The sequence below is a fragment of the Aquimarina sp. MAR_2010_214 genome, from assembly GCF_002846555.1.
Classification (GTDB): domain Bacteria; phylum Bacteroidota; class Bacteroidia; order Flavobacteriales; family Flavobacteriaceae; genus Aquimarina.
Genome location: NZ_PJMS01000001.1, coordinates 242,759 through 262,222 on the forward strand (window position 1 = coordinate 242,759; position 19,464 = coordinate 262,222).

The window sequence follows — 19,464 nt, forward strand, 5'->3', positions numbered from 1 at the left end:
CACACGCTAATTCTTTCTTACATCCTTTTAAGTTGTGGTTAAAATTTATAAATACGTAGTAATTTTATCACCCCAAATAATAATTTAAAGCGTTAATTATCAGTGTTTTTAATATATTCTGCAGGATTACATTGGTTTTTCTTATAAAATGCTTTAACAAAAGACTGAATATTATTAAAACCTACTTCTTTTGCCATGGAAGTTACAGAATAGCACCTGAATTTTTTGTCATTTTTTATTTGCTCTATACAGTGTTCTATACGTAAATCATTAATATAGTTTGCAAAGTTTTTTTGTTTATCCAGGTTGATAATCTTGGATAAATATGTTGAATTTGTTTTTAGTTTTTTGGCTACAATTGATAATGTTAAATCATTTTTTAAAAACACCTTATTCTTTTCAAATTCTTCCAGTTTTTTTAAAATTTCATGTTTTAGTTCAGGTGCTAGTTCTATATCTTTTGTTCTTGATACTTTTTTTTGATGTAGATTTTGTACTTCTAGTAATTTTTTATGATACGCTTTTTCATAGTTATTCTTTCTCTTTTTATAATAATAGAAATACGCCAAACTTATAAGTGTGATTGCTAATCCTCCAAACAACCATAAACGAGATATTGTTATTCTACTCTGATTTTCAATACTATTGATCAATTGTTCTTTATCTCTAATAAGCTGTATATTATCATATTTCTTAACAATATTTACGTTCAACTTCTTGTATTTTACATTAAAACTACTATCCAGTTTTATCAGTTTTTCCAGTATCTCTAGTTGATTACTTTTGTCATCATTCTTTTTATAGTAATCAATTAATAAAGTAAAAGCCTCTCTCGTTTCTAATATATAGTTAGAGGTGTGTATTGCAGAATCTACTTTTTTAAAATATTCGATTGCCTTCTCTTCATTATCGAGTTTTAATAGTGTTTTGCCTAAATACAGATAAGTCACAATTACATTAGCATTTGTACTTTTTTTGGATAATTCTAGAGATTTTTTTAAACTATCTATTGCCGTAGTATATTCTTTTCTATAATAGCTATTTACACCATAACAGGACAGCAAATCAGGGTAATAATTTTTACCTCCTAATATACTAGAACTAATACCCTTTCTTAGATAAAAGTTTGCAGAATCGTATTGTTTTAATCGATTATAACTATCTGATAATTTATAGAGTGTAGCTATATAATATTGTCTGAATTTTTTAACCGTATCTTGAGTAATTAAAAAGTAAAAATTTTCTTTATATACTTTTAGAGCTTCCTTATTTTTTCCTAAGGTTGTCTTCAATATTGCGACATTATGTTTTAGCGCAATGATATGATCCATATTCTTATTTATTTCTGCATATTTTTTTGCAGTCAAATATGACTCTAAGGCTTCATTATATCTTTCTAATTTTTGCAGTAAAGATCCTTTCAGTAGATATCCCCTGGCAGGATAGTATTCATCTTTTACTCCTCTGGTAATATCAATCATAGAATCGGTATATGCCAAAGCAACTTCTGGGATATTTATGTTAATTTCAAAAAATATTCGATAGCCATTAGCTATTTCAACAGTATCCTTATTTTTTTTTGCTTTAAAAAGATATGTATCAGCAATTTCTTTTGCAAACATATAATCTTTCCGATATTCATCATAAAGTGTCCAAAGCTCATCAAATGTTTTATATCTTAATGAATCCGAAACTGAATAGTGTTTTTCACCAATTCTATTTTTTGTTATCATACTCACTCCCATATTAGGGAGAAAGATCAAGCTTATAAAAATTAAAATAATACGATAGATAATCTTCAGTTTTATATTAAAAATGCTTAGTTAAAATTACTGACAAGATAAGGGATAACCATATCAATAGAGTGCAATTTTAATAACAAATCATTAAACCTTTTTAAAAAAGCAAATCCCCTGATAAAAAGCATTTTGAAATTAAAAATGATGGTTAAGATTTATAAATATACTTATCAAAATTTATAAATCCTAAGTTACTTCTCTTGTTATAACGCAGTTTTCGCTTTTACCTTTGTTCAAATTAAAACCGACAGACTTACACAAAATTTGATATAAATAATCAAAAAACACTCTCAATACAAAGCCTAAAAAACAAATCTTATTTAATAATTTATCAAACTAAAACTAACTCATTCATACTTATGAAAAAAATTATCTTTTTAGGTATACTACTATGCCTTACCCTAACTTCTTATGCGCAAAATATTCATATTCCTGATGCTAATTTTAAAAATGCTTTACTAGCATCATCAATAAACACCAATAATGACGTAAATATAAGTAAGCAAGAAGCAGAAAAAGCTTTGTCCATAAAAGCTGTAAATAAGAATATTGAAAACCTTACTGGAATAGAACATTTCATAAATTTAAAATACCTTACTATTCCTAAAAACAAGGTAACCTCTTTAAATCTAACAAAAAATACAAAATTACAATACTTGGATGTTAGCCAAAATCAGTTGACTAGTTTAAATATATCCACATGTACACAATTAGAACGATTGGATGCAAATAGCAATCAATTAGCACAATTAGATGTATCTAAAAATTTGGAATTATTTGAATTAAAAATATACAATAATAGATTTAAAAGAATTAATATTGATAGTAATACAAAATTATCGATACTTCATGCATGGAGCAACCAGTTGGAAGAATTAAATACTACTAAAAACCTAAATTTAACAAGGTTGTATGTATGGGGTAATAAATTAACAAGGTTAGATGTTTCCAAAAACACAAAATTAGATGAATTAAATATCGGTAACAACTTACTAACTACTATAGACGCTTCTAAAAATACAATGCTTACTCATCTAGATGTAAGAGAAAGTCTGTTGATTAGTTTAAAATTGCCTGTATCCTCAACGTTGAGGTATATAACCGTTAATAGAAACAACTTAAAATCTATTGATCTTACTGGAAATCCTAACCTAGAGAGATTAAATATAAGTTCTAATCAATTAACATCTATTAATCTTTCTAAAAACACTAATCTAGTTAGACTAGAATGTGCAAAAAACAAAATAACTAGTATAGATGCAAGAAATTGTAAAATTGTTGATCTAGATGTTAGTGAAAATTATCAGTTAAAAACCATGTTTTTGACACACCAATATCTAAGTAAATATATTAAGATCGAGAAATGCCCAAAACTAGAGTTTATTTGCTTACATAAATATTACTCAGATACTGCTTATATACAAAATAGAGTTAATGCATTAGGATATAATTGTGTTATCAGTAGTGATTGTAATTTAGCTCCTACTTCTAAAATCATAAATTTTAATGATCTCAATTTTAAAGCTGGACTAGTATCAAAGTATGATACCAACAGTGATAACGAAATTTCTGTAGATGAAGCAGAAAAAGTAACTACTATCGATCTTGAAAATAGAAATATTAGTGATATTACAGGAATTGAATATTTTACTAATTTAGGAGTTCTTCGTCTCAAAAATAATAAAATTACTACTGCTAACATTAGTAAAAATCCTAAACTAGGTTCTGTAGATTTAACTAATAACAAACTAACTTCAATAGATTTTAGCAATCAAAAATCATTGCGTATGCTTAATATTGATAATAATCAATTAAGTAATATAAATCTTAGTAAGAGTACAAAATTAGCTTATCTTAATGCTAATTTCAATCAATTATCTGAGATAAGCGTAAATAACAATCCTGAATTAAAAGTACTACACTTATCTAATAATCAAATAACTCAATTAGATATAAGATCTAATACTCAATTAGAATCTTTAAATATTAGTAAAAACTTAATATCCAAAATTGATATTAGAAATTGTAACTCTATAAATACACTAAATATTAGTAACAACCCAAATCTAAGAGAAGCATATCTAACAGGAAACCATTCTTTTTATAAAAGTTACAAGCATTTCTCTGGTGTAGTTCACCATGCCAGACGTCTTTACTTAGATGGTTGTCCAAAATTAAATTTTGTTTGTGTTAATTCGGTATCTTTTTTAAACGACATTAAAAACTATATAAGATTTACATTAGGTTATTCTAAATGTAACGTCAATACTAGCTGTAAACCTACCAAAACAAGTGCTTTTGATAATCACTTTATACTTTCGCCAAACCCAGCAAGTAATTATATAGCAATAACTCCTAAAGATCCTTTAACTACAGGTAATGCTACTGTAACTATACTAAGACTTTCTGGAGAAATTGTAAAGAAAGTAGTCGTTAAATTTGCCGTTGATCCTAGAGAAGAACTTATAAGAGAAGATCCTTTTGGTTCTCCAAGTCCAAGAACTCCAAATAATATGTTAATCGGCCTTAATTCTGTTTTGATCGATGTTACAGGATTACCTGTTGGCCAGTACATTCTTCATCTTCAATCTAGCAAAGGATTATTAACCACTAAGTTTATTAAAAACTAAATCGATACTATTTAAAGAAAAGAGGTTGTGTTATTAGCTATTATTTGTAAATAATTTCAGGGAAATAGGTTGAGTTAGAAATACAAAACACCTGTCATAAGATGAAGAATACGTATTCACAACCTTTTTTACTACTGATAATATAACCAATCATTTTTATATAAAAACATTGTTAAACGAACAGACCTCACAAGCCATAGTATAAGCTTGTGAGGTCTGTTTTTTATTTGGTGTTCCAAATTTATAAAATACCGGTTTGCTTTTTATAAAAAGCATCTTGTTGCTTTTTCATCATCTCACGGGCAATCTTTTTCTTATACGCATACAATTCCTCTTCTTCAGAAAGATCACCATATACCTTATCATTAATCGTATGATCAGTTTCTAATAAAACTTTTCGCTGATCTTCTTTTTGCGCAACCCATGTTTTTATTTCGCTTTCTACATCTTCCAATTTAAAATCATACTCCCCTTTGGGAGAGAATAACTTTGCAAAAATAGGTGAGGTTTCTATAGCCAGAAATAATAAAAAGATAAAAAATGAAGGCAACCAGGGTAACTCACTTAAGGCATTTACTCGAGCCATTAATCCATCAAAATTATCAATAATAGGTTGTGATGTAGTCACTTGATTATCATACTGGGTAACCAATTCTGTTTTTTGAATTTCTAAAGCAGTAACTCTCTCTGCATTCGCTTTTTTCAATTCGGCTAATGCTATCAAAGCTGCATCATGTTTCTCTCGTTTTTCTTTATATACAGGCCCTTTACCAATGATCTCAGTGCCTTTTCTTCCTTCGGCCTCTGCAATATAGGTTTCATAAAGATCGTTTACCTCGGTTTCTTTGGTTGTTACTTCCTGTTTAAGTGTACTAATTTCAGAATCAATTGTAGCAATAGCTGGAGTATACTGCGTTGCAATTTGCTCTTTATTAGCTAAAGTGAAATCATTCTTTTGTTCAAGTAAAACACGATCAATTTCTTTTTCAAAAATCTTTAGCTCTAAAGGTTTAGAAATCACAACAGCGATTATAATGGCCAGAATAATTCTTGGTGACGCCTGCAGGAGTTCATCCATAAAATTATCTTTCTTCTTAATAGTAGACACAATAAATCGATCCAGATTAAAGATCAATAGCCCCCAGATTAGGCCAAAGAAGATGGCTGTAAAATAGTTATCAAATACGGTATATAAGGCATAACTGGCAGCGATAAAAGCCATTACTGCAGTAAAAAAAACTGTTGCTCCAATACCTGCATATTTATTCTGTTCTCCATCAGAACTATTAGCTAATATATCGGCATCTGCGCCCGAGCATAAAATAAAAAAACGTTTTAACATGATCTAAGGATTTTTGATTGACAATAAGTATAACGCTGATTTATAGCGATATGTTGCACAAAAAAACTCCCTAAGAGGAGTTTTTGTTCTTAAAATTATCAGAAAATTGAGCTGTTAATTATTCTCTTTTTGCACTTTTCTTCGAGCTCTTTGTTGTTCTTTTTTAGATTTTTGTATCCGCTTTCGTGCTTCTTTTCTCTCTTTGACAACTTCTTTTCTTGCTACATCACGAGCTATTTTAGCTTCGTCCATAGCTTTTCTACGAGCTTTTTCTGCTTTCCTTCTAGATTTATCAACATTACTTCGTGCCATCGCTCTTGCTTTCTCAGCTTGCTGCATAGCCATTCTAGCTTCTTCTCTAGCCATTTTTGTATGAACCATTGCCTGTTTTTCGGCCTCAAACCTTACTCTTTCAGCATGTCTCATCGCTTCTTCTCTTACCTTATGAGATCGTTCCCGGGCTCTATTCGATTCTTCCATAGCAACAACTCTGGCCTTCTCAGCTTGTTCCATCGCTATCTCTCTTACTTGTTCTGCTTCATATCTTGCTTCTTCTCTTCGTTCCATTGCCAAGGTTCTTTCTACTTCTATTTGTTCCACCAATGCTTCTCTTTCTGCTGCCTCTCTTTCTACTGCTTCCATTGCTACTTCAGCTGCTTGCATCGCAAGTTCTGCTTCATGTTCAATTTCTTCATGTTCTGTCTGAGAATAAGAAGGTACTTTTGGAAGCTTCGATACTTTTGGTGCCTTATGCGGTTTTGGAGGCTTTGGAGCTTTTAATGCCTTATGTGCTTTTGGATAAGATTGAGGCATAGGAACAGTATTTACTCCTACTTTTGGAGGTGCTAGAGGTGCTGGAGGTGGAGGTGGAATGAGATCATGCCCGTCTGGATTGGCCTTATACAATCTTGTATTTCGGTAGACTTTATTGAGTTTTTTGATAAATTTATCATTTGTGTTTTCTAATTTGACGTTAAATTGAAACTCTGTTAACTCATGATCTTTCCACTGTTTTGTAGCATTATCAATAACAGTAGCTAAACCTGATAGATCAGTAGTTGTACCATTAATATTAATTTGTTCTCCACTAACTCTAATCTTGATTTTTTTATCAGGATGTGTTGGTGCTACAGTAGTACTAACTGTAGTACTTTTTTGTTGGGCTACCATCTTATTGTTAAATAAAAGAATACACCCGAAAAGGATTGGTAAAAATAACAGCAACCGAGTTGCAGCTTTTGTTTTAGAAAATTGTTGTGACATCATAACGATTCGTTTTTTGGTTAATGAATAATTGATAGGACTCGCTAGTGCAGTTTGATGAGAACTGTTTGGATAATTAACGAGTAAGTCCATATATTGATGTATTGAAAACTGCTGCTTCAATACTTTTTGATCTGCAAGAAATTCATGATTTAATTTAATCGATTTTTTTACCCAAAACCACATTGGATTGAACCAAAAAATCACTTGAAAAATCTCTACAAACAGAATATCTAAAGTATGCTTTTGTCGAACATGAGTTTTCTCGTGTAATAGTACTTCTTGTGGAATAGTTTTTTTCTGAAACTCTTTTTTCGGAACAAAAATGTAATGTAAAAATGTATGCGGAATCATAGATTTAGTGAGAAGAACATTGATATGTGAAGATTCTTTTAGATTTTCATTTCTTCTTACTTTCTTAATCAAATGGTATATATTTTTTATAAACCTAACTGAAAAAATCAAGGCACCTATTGCATAAACGCTCCATAATAGTATCGAAAGATAATTTAATGATGGCGCTTGTGATTGTACATTATTCGCCAGAATTACTTCGTTTATAACAGGTTCTGATTTTTCAAGATTAACAATTACATCTGTTTCATAGGTGATAGTGATCAAGGGAATTGTATATGCAAAAATCAAACTAAAAAGAAGATAAAATCTTTTAAAATGATGCATATTCTCTCGTTCTAAAAACAGCCTGTAAAAAGACCATAACAGCATCAAACAAAGAGACGATTTTATTACATATATAATCATTGTTTTTGTTTTTGAATTTGTTCATCCACAATCTTCTTAAGTTCTTCTAATTCTGTAGTAGACAAATTTGTTTCTGATGTAAAAAATGATGCAAACTGTGATGCCGAATCATTAAAAAAATTCTTGATCAATCCATTTACATGTTTAGAGAAGTAATCTGTCTTTTTTACTAATGGATAATATTCTCTCGATTTTCCATATAATGTATAATTCACAAAACCTTTATCAATCATTCTTTTCAAAAGTGTAGCAACCGTAGTAGTCGCAGGTTTTGGTTCTGGAAAAGAATCTAATAAATCCTTCATAAAGGCTTTCTCCAGTTTCCAAAGGTATTGCATTAACTGTTCTTCACTTTTTGATAATTGCATTGTTCTACATTATTAGAATTAACTCTACAAATGTAGAATAAAATTTTATAATTACAAAAAAACTACCTAAAAAATGAATTAAAGTACCCCATACTCTAATATTCACTTATTAGGTAGCTTATAAAAACAACCTGATTTATTAGGTTATTTTTTTACAATCGTGTGTATTTCTGAAGTTCCTTTCGATGTTATTTTTACAAAATAATTTCCTTTTTCGGTTATTGCTCCTCCAAAAGGAAGTACTCCAGGATTTCTGTCATAGTTTTTATGATAAATACGTCTTCCTAAAAGATCGTATACACTCATAGTAAATCTTTCTTTACCTAATTTTGTCAGGTCAATATTTGTAGTCTCAGTAAATGAATTAGGGTATACCTTAACCAAATTCTCTGCTTTTTCTGGACCTGCCGCCGCTGGCCTTTTGGTTGTAAGTCCTTGACCTGCATTAGTGTTATAGGCATAATCCAATATACTATACGATAACCCATCATTTGCTACAGTAGCATAAAACCATCCGTAATGGGTATTGCCACTAATTTTAAAAGTAAACCCTATGTAACCTGATTTACCATTCCAATTACTATATGAAGAAGAGCTCACTACGTAGCTATTCGATTCGGCAACAAAATTATTGGCAGTCCCAACTTCTACTCCTTCACTAAGCATGGTTACATTTCGGCTAGTACCTTCACACACTACATCCTTATTATAGGTAACTAATCGTACCGAGTTATTAGAAAACCATGCTCCAAACCCATTATCATCTCCTACTTCTATTCTGAAAAAATTCCAGGTACTTGATGAGCTTACAGCGATATCTTCATTATTTACATAGACAACTCCATCGTTAGTAGCACAAGGAGTACAGGATCCACCACAATCTACTCCTGTTTCATCTCCATTTTGGATACCATCGTTACATGAAGGGCCAGAGCCACCTGTAATATTTACTGTGTAATCTTCAGTTTCACCATAATTGTGATTTGTTTTACAAATTTCAGGTAAGCTTGTCGTATTATTAAAGTACTCCATAATGATACGCATTCTTGTACTTCCTGCTTTAGCTGTACTAGGCACAGTAAAAGTTCCTGTTATTACTTTATCTGTTGTAGGTGTCTTAGTAAATACACGTTCACCAGAATCAGTAAAGTCTCCATCATTATTATAATCTATCCAAACTCCATATGCTTCTTTGTATGTATTAGCGCTATTGGGTGTAATAGTAATTGTAGCAGAAGTATTTTGAGCTAAATTAGTAGAAACAGAGGTATGATCACCATAACCATTCGTAGACCGTGTCGTAGTATTGTTAATTGTACCCAGTTCAACTTTACTAATATATTCACCAGATGTTCTAGTAGATTTATCTTCACAATATACTGATGTTGGGCAAGGGTCGCAAGAACCTCCACAATCTATTCCCGTTTCGTCTCCATTTTGAATCCCATCATTACATGTTGGAGTATCTGGTTCTAATGTTGTACTTCCTGCTTTTATTGGACCATTTGGTTTTGTAGTATATGCGTATTCCAGTACGCTCAATTCTGTCCCAGCAGAATTAACTTTAACTTTCATCCATCCATAATTTACTCTTCCTCCATACATCGCTAATTGAAATCCTACATAGGCTGTTTTACCTCGCCAAGTCGTATAGGTAGAAGTTTCAACATCATGAAGATCTGGGTGTGGTTTACTGTTAACCCAATTACTATTATCTGAAATTAATTGATTAGCCTGAATCAATGTAACATTTCTTGTTCCAGACTGGCATACTAATGCTTTTGCGTATGTCTCTAATCTAAGGTTGTTATTTTCATAAAATGCTCCATATCTATTTGATGCTCCTCCTGCTATAATTGTAAAAGGTTGCCATACTGCACTTGCTGTAGCAGTTTCATCAGGTATATTTACATACACTATTTTATATGGATCGAAGAATGAGAAATTATAAGATACTTTATTAGAATTAAGTGTAGAAGTTCCACCGTTTATAGCTGCGTTTGTAAATGTAATTGTTCCTACAGTATTATTTGCTAAAGCATGGTTTGATACTTGACCATTAAATTTTACACGAATTTTTGTGTTATTTACAACCGTAATTGCTGCAGATAGCCCTTGTGGTAAGCTTGCCGAAAAATGAGTTCCTTGATTCATTGATCCACTACTTAAAGCAAAGGTTCCATTCTGCATATCTATATCATATGTAGTATCTGCTAAAGTTCCATTATTAGTATCTGACTCTTCAACGGTACTGTCATCTGTTACAAGAGAAGCTCCTGTTAGTTTTACTCCTGTTGCAGTTAAGTTTGATTGTTGCCATAATGGTCTTCTTGCTGCATGATCAAGAGCAGTGTTCATTCTTGATATCTGACCAGCAGTAAACATTTTGGCGCATCCTCCAGAAGACTCGTACCCCATATAATTCTCATAATTAATCAAATTACCACATTCGGTAGCACCTACTGTACATCCAAGATTCGTTGCATTTGTATCTTCTGTTGGTGTATCATTTACAAAATCTCCATTAGGATCATCACACCCTGTACCATTAAATGTATGATGTAAGTTTAACCAATGTCCAAACTCATGAGATAATATAGAGGCAAATTCTGTATCTGTATTGCCATGAAGGTATCTACCATTATATACAACTCTAGCGGTACCTGCATTAGACATGGATGTCATAGGAAACCATGCTACTCCCGAGCGATTTAATTTACCATCATTCTTAAGATCATTCATTATATATACATTCATGTATTTATAATTATCCCAAGCATAAGTAGCTATTTTATCATCATATCCAACATCTCCAAACCCTTTTTCTTCCTCATGAAATACTACTCCACTAGTACTACCTCCGTTAGGATCAATTTTCGCCAATGCAAATTCTATGTTTAATGTTCCTCTACGGTCTTTAAAAAATGGATCTACCGTATTGAAATCGGGATTCTGCCCATTAAAATCTTCATTAACAACCTCTACTGCTCTTTTGATTTTATCATAAGTAACCGTTTTCCCACTTTGAACTTTTCCATAAACATGAAATACAACAGGGATAGTATAAGTTGCAGCGGCCTTTGATGTAGCTCCTTTATTTCTTCTTTCTTCAGCTCTAGCTACTTTATTAAAAGCTTTCTGAACAGCTATCTCTTGTGGATACTTCACCAAAGTTGATTTAAGTGCATCCTCAAAAGAACATCGGAGGGGAGTATCATCATTTTCTTGCTGACTAAAAAGAAAAGGAACATACAAGAATAGCATAGCTGTTAAAATAATAGTTTTAGTTTTCATAACCGTATTGATTTTGTGTTATAGTTAATTATGAAAATTAAAACTATTGAAGTATTTAAGATTATACTATTGTAACCAAACAACATACTATGTTATCTGTTTCAACACGTAAACAACCAAAACATCAATATGATAACACAATTATTGTTTTTTTAATAAAAAAACAATACAAATAAGCACCCTTAAAAAAGGGTGCTTATTATTTTCTTGATCTATTAACTATTGATAAACTAAAACTAAATTTTAAAAAGAAATCATTGAGAAATAACCGAATTATTTCTATTTCCTTCTTGAATTATCGTTACTGATAATGAGGTGCCTTCTTGAGAAGCTTTCAAACTATTAGCATTACCATTTTGTTTTGCATTAAGACTATTAGAATCTCCTATCTGAGAGGTATATGTAGTATTAAATGATCCATCCTGAGCAGAAATCACTATATTCTTATCCCCATGCTGTAACTGCGATAAAAGGTTCTCTTCTCCACTAAGGTTTATAGTATTTTGTGTGGCTTCCATAGTATTGAATTCTCCTTCTATTTGAATTTGTTCAATGCCATTAGATATCCCCTTTTGTATACTCACTATTTGATTTTCAATTCCATTACTCTGAGCTACTGCTGTATTTCTTTCTCCTTCCTGAGTTTGTGTAATCCTAGTATCAATTCCTTTTTGCAGTATAGCCGTGGCTTCATTATAATTCCCTACCTGATTTTGTTGTATCAAGACTCTGAAATCTTGATAAGAAAAACTAGATGAACTATTTATAACAGCTTTATTGTCCTCTCCTATTTGTTTTTGAGAAGTTCTTACATTAGAGGCATAAACATGCGTTGTAGAAGCATCATTTCTTACTCCTTCTTGCTTCTGAGTGACATAACCTCTTCCTTGTAGATTAGCTGAAGCATGATTATCTTCTCCTATCTGGCTTTGGGAAATATCAGAAGGGGATATACTAGACCGATCTATTTTATCCTTAGAAGCGTGTGCTATATTTCTTATCCCTTCTTGATATTGATTAATTATAGAAAATTCTCCAAGTTCTTGTTGAGCAAACGCTTGATTAAAATCACCTATTTGATTTTGTGTAACAGCATAGCCATTATTCTGGATCACAATAGCATTATTATTATTTCCGTTTTGGGATTGATTAATAGAACTGTCTCCTAAACCATATAGTTGAGATGATTGACTAGCATCTGCTGTGTTTCCTGATCCTTTTTGATCCTGAATAATACTGCTTTGATCAACGTTTCCATTATATTGGTTTGCTACTGCATTATTGTATTCTCCAGATTGCCTCTGTTCAATACTAAAACTATAATATCCCGAAAACGAATTTTGATTTGCGATTGCTTGATTAAATTCTCCTTCCTGATCTTGCGTAATAACTCTAAGGTTATAATCATTGTCGGATTGACTTGCCTTTGCTATATTAAAATTACCTCTTTGTGTTTGATCAATATTATTTTTAATATTCTCTTCAAATATTAAACCTGTTCCTTGTATTGCTATTGCTTTGTTATAATTTCCTATTTGAGTTTGTGTAATTTTACTTTCTAAAACATCTGAATACTGAGTAGCCTCTGCACTATTTGATATTCCTAACTGATTTTGATGTACTGCATTTAAATCTCCTTGCTGCATAACATATACATCGTTTTGATCTCCGGTTTGGATTTGACTAATCACACCATTTCCTTTTGCAGAATCTTTTGTTCCCTGTGCTACTTTTGCTTTATTAAAATTACCTTCCTGAACAATATCTAACGTATTGTTTACTCCTTTTTGAGAAATACCTGTCTCATTTCCTTTTCCGGTTTGATTGATATCTGTAACATTAGTCTGGGCAAAAGTAAACGCTACACTTAATAAAGCTGAAAAAGCCAATATTGTTTTTTTCATTTGAATATTTGTTAATGTTAAAATTGATTTGTTTAAATGCACATTAATCCAAATAATGTTTACTATAAAGTTTTGAAGAAATTTAAATTAAGGGGAATTTTTATTCTTTTAAAAATACAATTAAAAAAAAGCAAAAAAGCAATATATTTTGCATTTTCGACAAAAAGTATGGGCAATAATTTTCATGTAGGTTGTTTCATTCATTATGAAGAACTAATAGTTAAAAATCAAAAAAATCATCTCATCTATAATTTGAATTTAATGAGACTTTTGTATGCGTTAGGGATAGCAGTGGCATCCTTTTTTGTTATCCTTAAACCTCTTAAAAAAACGTTGGATCGGTAACAAAAAAGATATAACGAATAGCCCGACCCTGATTAAAAATCAGGGTAACGCCATTGTTATTATCGTAGAGTAATTAATTGGGTAAGCGCTATGAGGTAAAACCCAAATAGCTTAACAAGTTCTGTACTATTAATTTATACAAGAACATTACTCACTCAATTCTGTAAAATATTTATAGAAATAAGGAATTGTTTCTATTCCTTTTAGGTAGTTCCAAACTCCAAAATGCTCATTAGGGGAGTGTATTGCATCACTATCTAATCCAAATCCCATTAAGATTGTTTTACTTTTTAATTCTTTTTCAAATAAAGAAACAATGGGAATACTACCTCCGCTGCGTTGTGGAATTGGTGTTTTACCAAAAGTATCCTGATATGCTTTACTAGCTGCTTTATATCCAATATTATCTATTGGGGTTACATAGCCTTGTCCGCCATGATGTGGAGTCACTTTTACCGTTACTGCATCTGGTGCAATGTTTTCAAAATGATTTTTAAATAATTCTGTAATTTCTTCCCAATCTTGATTAGGAACCAAGCGCATAGAAATTTTGGCATAGGCTTTACTGGCAATAACTGTCTTAGCTCCTTCTCCCGTATAGCCTCCCCAGATTCCATTCACATCCAATGTTGGTCGAATAGAATTACGCTCATTGGTGGTATATCCTTCTTCTCCATATACTGCATTGATATCCAGTGATTTTTTATACTCATCGAGAGAGAAAGGTGCTTTTGCCATTTCTGCTCGCTCTTCTGTTGAAAGATTTTCGACTTTATCATAAAAACCCGGAATGGTAATATGATTATTCTCATCGTGTAAAGAAGCAATCATTTTTGTCAAAATGTTAATTGGGTTTGCTACTGCACCACCATATAAACCACTATGCAAATCTCTATTAGGTCCTGTTACCTCAACCTCAACATAACTTAATCCTCTTAACCCGGTAGTAATAGAAGGAACACCTTTAGCAATCATTCCTGTATCGCTAATTAAAATCACATCATTCGCCAGCTTATCTTGATTACGCTCTACAAACCAGCCTAAACTTTTACTTCCTACCTCTTCTTCTCCTTCGATCATAAATTTTACATTACACGGTAACTGGTTAGTTTTGGTCATAATTTCTAATGCCTTTACATGCATATACATCTGCCCTTTATCATCACATGATCCTCTGGCAAAAATGGCTCCTTCGGGATGGATATCTGTCTTTTTAATTACAGGTTCAAAAGGAGGACTATCCCATAATTCTATTGGGTCTGCTGGTTGCACATCATAATGCCCATAAACTAACACTGTTGGAAGGTCTTTATCTATAATTTTTTCTCCATATACAATTGGGTACCCGGGAGTTTCACATATTTCTACAGCATCACATCCGGCATCTTTAAGGCTTTTATGAATTTCTGATGCTGTTTTGATTACATCATCTTTATATGCTGTATCTGCACTAACTGATGGAATTTTAAGTAGTTCAAAAAGTTCATTTATAAATCGATCTTTATGTTCCTGAACGTAAGATTGTATGTTTTGCATGAATCTGAGTTTATTTTCGCCTAAAAGTAGTAAAAATGAAGTAAATTAGTTGTTGTCTATTTAAGTATATCTGCTGATATGAATGCATTTTTAAAACTTCCGTTTTTATTTTCTGAAAATCGGCTATTACAAGACTTGAAATATTGTAAATCTCATCCGTTCATTTCTCATTTTAATACCGGCGATTATTCTGGTGATTGGAAATCTATTGCACTTCGATCTCTTAATGGAGATATCAATCAAATTTATGCACACTCATCTGGTGCCCATAATTATAAGAATACTTCTCTACTGAAGCATTGTTCTTATTTTAAGGAAATAATTGCGCTTTTTGAATGTAAAAAAGAATCTATTCGTTTACTCAACCTTTCTCCTAATAGTAGCATAAAAGAACATACGGATCATAATTTAGGGTATGAGGATAGAAGTTTTAGAATTCATATTCCGATCACAACAAATCCGGATGTTCATTTTTATATAAATAACAAAGAAGTGATTATGGATATTGGAGAATGTTGGTATGGAAACTTTAATTTGCTTCATCGTGTAGAAAACAACGGAACAACCGATCGTATTCATTTAATTATAGATTGCATCCGTAATGAATGGTCGGATCGTCTCTTTGCAGAAATCGGTTATGATTTTACTGTTGAAAACAAACCACTTCAATACCCTAAGGAAACTAAATTGAAAATAATAGAAGAATTAAAAACAATGAATACCGAAGCATCAAAAGCATTGATTAATCAACTAAAATCAGAATTATAGCGGTCAAAAAAGTGAAGGAACCTAAAGGAAGTATCCTCATTTCTTAAATTATTAGCTATTACTTTTCATATTCTTCAAAAAAAGTAATTTAAGTTCTTTGAGATTTATAAGGAATATGTATATTTGCACTCGCTTTTACAGAAGTCCTAAGTATTGTAAAAGTATTAATGCGGGCGTGGTGGAATTGGTAGACACGCTAGACTTAGGATCTAGTGCCGCGAGGTGTGAGAGTTCGAGTCTCTCCGCCCGCACAGCAAAAAAAAGCTTCTCTTAATCGAGAAGCTTTTTTGTATACAAAAATTTCACAAACTCCGACTTTAATAATCAGTGTCCATGAAGGAATTGATGAGTGGTATCAATAAGCTTATTAATTTCTATTTCGCTATAAGCATCTGGATGTGCTTTTCCAAAATCACCTCTATCATTATCAAAATACAACCCTGAAACACCTTTGTATTCTTCTGAAATTGCCAATTCACATAAAATGTTTGCTCCTTTATCTGCTGATGACCAAAAATTTCCAAAAGCTTTTTTTACCATTTTTGTGTTAAGTAACGACCCCGGATTTACTGCAATTACAGATATTTCTTGTAAGGTTTTAGCCAAATAGAAACTCCACATGGTTAATGCTAGTTTACTTTGTGCATAAGTTTCTCCTTCAGATTGCTTTTCTTTTCCTAACAATGTTTTGTATGATATAGAAGATTGTGCTGCCGAACTTAAATTTATAATGCGAGGTTCTGATCCTTTATTTAATAACGGGAGTAATTCATTGGTAACGATATAAGGCGCAAAATAATTTACAACAAATCGCATATCTATGCCATCAGTATTATGAGATACCGAACTATTATAAACTCCTGCATTATTAATCAATACATCAATTTGCAATACTTCTTTCTTAATTTGATGTGTCATTCGTTTGACTGAATCTAAATCTGAAAAATCGCCTATCACTCCTTTTACGTTCTCATTTTTTGTTATAGTTTGTATTTCTGAAATTACCGCAGAAAGTTTTTCTGAACTTCTTCCATGAACATAAACCGTATGTCCTTTTTCAGCTAATTTTATGGCAGTAAGTTTTCCTATGCCATCTGTACTACCTGTGATTAATATTGTCTTTTTCATAATACTATTTACCTTTTTGTCTAAATAAAAATACTATAACACTTTATTTGCTAAGCACTCAAGTGTGTCATTTATATTCATAGAATTAAAACGTAGATTTAATGCAACATGATTGACACCTATATCTTGTAATTGATTCAAATGTTCAATTAAATAATTTGCTCCAGTTCTAAAACCCAGTGAGATCGGTTGGGGTTTAAAATCATCATTTTTCTGTAAATCAATATACAAAGGTTGCATAAATGGTTTATTATACTTTTGTGTTTCTGTTATAAGCTCTCGCCATTGTGCAATGGTATTTTGCTGTCGATATAAATCTTTAGGATATGACATCCAACCATCTGTATTCTGTACATTCCATTCTAATGTTTGCTGGCTATATCCTGTCATTAATAACGGAATTTTATGAGTTGTAGGCTTGGGTAGTACGTCTATAGTACCTTTTAAATTACCATAATGAATGGTTTCCAAATTAGGGAAATCATTTTGTGCTTCACGAATATAAGCAAATGACTCTCTAAATAATTCTCCTCGTTTCTCATAGTTAATATGCATTGCTGGATATTCATCATATCTATCTCCTGATGCCACTCCCAAAATTAATCTTCCATTAGATAGTTGATCTATGGTTGCAGCAGATTTTGCTATATGAACAGGGTGGCGTAGTGGTAAGGCAATACTTGCAACTCCTAGTGCAATATCTGTGGTTTTTCCAGCTAGGTAACCCAAATAAGTAAAAGGATCAAAAGTTTGTCCTGCATCTCCAAAAGAAGGCACATTAAATGGAATATCTCTTAACCAAACGGCTTGAAAGCCTAATTCCTCAGCTTTTTGTACTCGCTCTATATGATCTTTCATTGTAGGGATAGCTCCTTGTGCATAGTTTTCAACAGGAACCACAAGTCCTATACTCAATTGCCTGGTTTTAAAAACATTATTATACCCTCTGTTTATAGATTCAAAATTTTCCATTTTTCTTTTTTCACATAAAATGCCTCTAAAAAAGAGGCATTTCCATTTTCTAGTATGGTGTTTCTATGAACTATTTCACATCCTGAATCCCTATGACAAGATCATTCCATGCTCTTTGGTTATTCATGTCAAATTGAGCACCATTATCATCGGCATATTGGAAACGTTTTTGTGCTGGTGTTTTACTCATAGATTGGTACAACCAATAAGCTTCTTCTTTAATAGCATCATCAATTGATAAATCTACAGAGGCATACACGGTACGCTTACAAGCTTCAATAGATTCTGCAGGAAATTTAGAAATTCGATCTGCTAACTCTTCGACATAATTTCCTATTTCAGATGCATCAAGAGCTCTGTTTATAGTTCCAAAACGTTCTGCTTCATCGGCATCAAAATCCTTTGCCATTAAGATAATCTCTAATGCTTTTCCTAAGCCCACTTGACGTGCCATGCGTGCTGAGCCTCCTCCACAAGGTAAAATCCCCATACCAACTTCCATTTGCATAAATTTTGCTTTTCCACGAGCTGCAAATCGCATATCACAGGCAAGCATAAACTCATGTCCTCCTCCTCTGGCAAAACCTTCTACTTTAGCAATAGTTGCTTGTGGTAGCTTACTAATTCTGTTTAAAACATCTTGTATATACAATGTTTTCACTTCTTCTCTTGGTACGGCAACTGTAGACATATCTTTCAAGAAATTTGTATCTGCATGCGCTACAAATATCTCTGGATGTGCCGATTGAAATACAACTACTTTTATAGAACGATCATTTTCTAGTTGTTCTGCCAAATTGTTTAAATCATCAAGCATCGGAATACCTTGTATATTAACGGGGGCATAATCAAAAGTTACCCAAGCTTGTGCATTCTTTACTGTTACATTAAAAGTTTTAAATTCTGTAGTATTCATTTTTTTGTTTTTAAATTATTTAATTATCCCCGAACATCTTTGATACTGAATTTTTTCATTTATTATTATGTAAATATCAGTTTCGACATTTCTGTTTTTCACAAACCAAATAAGGTTTATAATATTCGAACACATCGATTGTCTAATTGATTTAGCATCAAAATTCTTCAGTTTCGGAAGTATTTTTTTGTAAAACTTTAGTATTTCCTTTTTTCCTTTATAAGTACCCTCCGGAGTAACAAATAGAGCATCAGCAGCATAATTATCCATCACAGCAATAGGGTTTAAAGCTTCTATTGCTTTAAGATGATCCTCAAAAACTTCTTGTGGTTTTTTCTTCATTACTAAATTGTTTTAATTTTCTAATACAAAATTACCACCACAATCAAGATTTGATTGTGTAAAAAACAAAGTGATTTAAGTAAAAAACGAAGTTA

13 protein-coding genes and 1 tRNA gene are annotated in these 19,464 nt (G+C 31.8%); 3 read left to right on the plus strand and 11 right to left on the minus strand.

All coding sequences use genetic code 11. The features are described from left to right. Positions 1–92 precede the first annotated feature (92 nt). Positions 93–1,733 carry a helix-turn-helix domain-containing protein gene (locus ATE84_RS01060; protein ID WP_158237149.1) on the minus strand — a complete coding sequence of 547 codons (1,641 nt, stop codon included), beginning with the start codon at positions 1,731–1,733 and terminating at the stop codon, positions 93–95. Between the two features lie 425 nt (positions 1,734–2,158). Between ATE84_RS01060 and ATE84_RS01065 the strand changes: the two genes are divergently transcribed. Continuing rightward, entirely contained in the window at positions 2,159–4,429 is a 2,271-nt protein-coding gene (locus tag ATE84_RS01065; protein WP_101445083.1) for a hypothetical protein, read from the plus strand. A 241-nt stretch (positions 4,430–4,670) separates the two neighbouring features. Here ATE84_RS01065 and ATE84_RS01070 read toward each other — a convergent pair whose 3' ends face one another. From ATE84_RS01070 to ATE84_RS01100, 6 genes are all read right to left on the minus strand, one after another. Next, positions 4,671–5,771, minus strand: coding sequence for a DUF4407 domain-containing protein (locus ATE84_RS01070; protein ID WP_101445084.1), 1,101 nt, complete (start codon positions 5,769–5,771; stop codon positions 4,671–4,673). A gap of 114 nt (positions 5,772–5,885) precedes the next feature. After that, positions 5,886–7,796: a M56 family metallopeptidase gene (locus tag ATE84_RS01075; protein ID WP_101445086.1), complete on the minus strand. Its 1,911-nt coding sequence runs from the start codon at positions 7,794–7,796 to the stop codon at positions 5,886–5,888. Beyond that, positions 7,793–8,164, minus strand: a complete 372-nt coding sequence (locus tag ATE84_RS01080) for a BlaI/MecI/CopY family transcriptional regulator (RefSeq protein WP_101445087.1) — start codon at positions 8,162–8,164, stop codon at positions 7,793–7,795. Before ATE84_RS01080 ends, ATE84_RS01075 begins: the two co-directional genes overlap by 4 nt. 144 nt (positions 8,165–8,308) lie before the next feature. Next, entirely contained in the window at positions 8,309–11,458 is a 3,150-nt protein-coding gene (locus ATE84_RS01085) for a M43 family zinc metalloprotease (protein WP_101445089.1), read from the minus strand. Positions 11,459–11,712: 254 nt separating this feature from the next. Further along, positions 11,713–13,362, minus strand: a complete 1,650-nt coding sequence (locus tag ATE84_RS01090; protein WP_101445090.1) for a hypothetical protein — start codon at positions 13,360–13,362, stop codon at positions 11,713–11,715. A 492-nt stretch (positions 13,363–13,854) separates the two neighbouring features. Next, a complete protein-coding gene (locus tag ATE84_RS01100; RefSeq protein ID WP_101445094.1) occupies positions 13,855–15,243 on the minus strand; it encodes a dipeptidase in 1,389 nt (462 codons plus the stop codon). Positions 15,244–15,321: 78 nt separating this feature from the next. Between ATE84_RS01100 and ATE84_RS01105 the strand changes: the two genes are divergently transcribed. Both ATE84_RS01105 and ATE84_RS01110 read left to right on the plus strand, forming a co-directional pair. Further along, positions 15,322–16,011: an aspartyl/asparaginyl beta-hydroxylase domain-containing protein gene (locus ATE84_RS01105; protein WP_101445095.1), complete on the plus strand. Its 690-nt coding sequence runs from the start codon at positions 15,322–15,324 to the stop codon at positions 16,009–16,011. Between the two features lie 169 nt (positions 16,012–16,180). Beyond that, a tRNA-Leu gene (locus ATE84_RS01110) sits at positions 16,181–16,262 on the plus strand. 73 nt (positions 16,263–16,335) lie between these two features. On the opposite strand, the gene ATE84_RS01115 is transcribed toward ATE84_RS01110, so the two are convergent. From ATE84_RS01115 to ATE84_RS01130, 4 genes are all read right to left on the minus strand, one after another. Beyond that, the gene (locus tag ATE84_RS01115; RefSeq protein ID WP_101445097.1) at positions 16,336–17,139 is read right to left on the minus strand and encodes an SDR family NAD(P)-dependent oxidoreductase; all 804 of its coding nucleotides are present in this window, start codon (positions 17,137–17,139) and stop codon (positions 16,336–16,338) included. Between the two features lie 33 nt (positions 17,140–17,172). Further along, positions 17,173–18,111: an LLM class oxidoreductase gene (locus ATE84_RS01120; RefSeq protein ID WP_101445099.1), complete on the minus strand. Its 939-nt coding sequence runs from the start codon at positions 18,109–18,111 to the stop codon at positions 17,173–17,175. 70 nt (positions 18,112–18,181) lie between these two features. Beyond that, complete coding sequence (locus ATE84_RS01125; RefSeq protein WP_101445100.1) at positions 18,182–19,027, minus strand: enoyl-CoA hydratase/isomerase family protein; 846 nt, start codon at positions 19,025–19,027, stop codon at positions 18,182–18,184. Between the two features lie 15 nt (positions 19,028–19,042). Then, positions 19,043–19,369, minus strand: a complete 327-nt coding sequence (locus ATE84_RS01130) for a nuclear transport factor 2 family protein (RefSeq protein WP_101445102.1) — start codon at positions 19,367–19,369, stop codon at positions 19,043–19,045. Positions 19,370–19,464 lie beyond the last annotated feature (95 nt).

Bases quoted from the DNA above. Each gene is read 5' to 3' on its own strand.
- ATE84_RS01060 (WP_158237149.1), bottom strand. From the start codon at position 1,733: ATGATAACAAAAAATAGAATTGGTGAAAAACACTATTCAGTTTCGGAT.
- ATE84_RS01065 (WP_101445083.1), top strand. From the start codon at position 2,159: ATGAAAAAAATTATCTTTTTAGGTATACTACTATGCCTTACCCTAACT.
- ATE84_RS01070 (WP_101445084.1), bottom strand. From the start codon at position 5,771: ATGTTAAAACGTTTTTTTATTTTATGCTCGGGCGCAGATGCCGATATA.
- ATE84_RS01075 (WP_101445086.1), bottom strand. From the start codon at position 7,796: ATGATTATATATGTAATAAAATCGTCTCTTTGTTTGATGCTGTTATGG.
- ATE84_RS01080 (WP_101445087.1), bottom strand. From the start codon at position 8,164: ATGCAATTATCAAAAAGTGAAGAACAGTTAATGCAATACCTTTGGAAA.
- ATE84_RS01085 (WP_101445089.1), bottom strand. From the start codon at position 11,458: ATGAAAACTAAAACTATTATTTTAACAGCTATGCTATTCTTGTATGTT.
- ATE84_RS01090 (WP_101445090.1), bottom strand. From the start codon at position 13,362: ATGAAAAAAACAATATTGGCTTTTTCAGCTTTATTAAGTGTAGCGTTT.
- ATE84_RS01100 (WP_101445094.1), bottom strand. From the start codon at position 15,243: ATGCAAAACATACAATCTTACGTTCAGGAACATAAAGATCGATTTATA.
- ATE84_RS01105 (WP_101445095.1), top strand. From the start codon at position 15,322: ATGAATGCATTTTTAAAACTTCCGTTTTTATTTTCTGAAAATCGGCTA.
- ATE84_RS01115 (WP_101445097.1), bottom strand. From the start codon at position 17,139: ATGAAAAAGACAATATTAATCACAGGTAGTACAGATGGCATAGGAAAA.
- ATE84_RS01120 (WP_101445099.1), bottom strand. From the start codon at position 18,111: ATGGAAAATTTTGAATCTATAAACAGAGGGTATAATAATGTTTTTAAA.
- ATE84_RS01125 (WP_101445100.1), bottom strand. From the start codon at position 19,027: ATGAATACTACAGAATTTAAAACTTTTAATGTAACAGTAAAGAATGCA.
- ATE84_RS01130 (WP_101445102.1), bottom strand. From the start codon at position 19,369: ATGAAGAAAAAACCACAAGAAGTTTTTGAGGATCATCTTAAAGCAATA.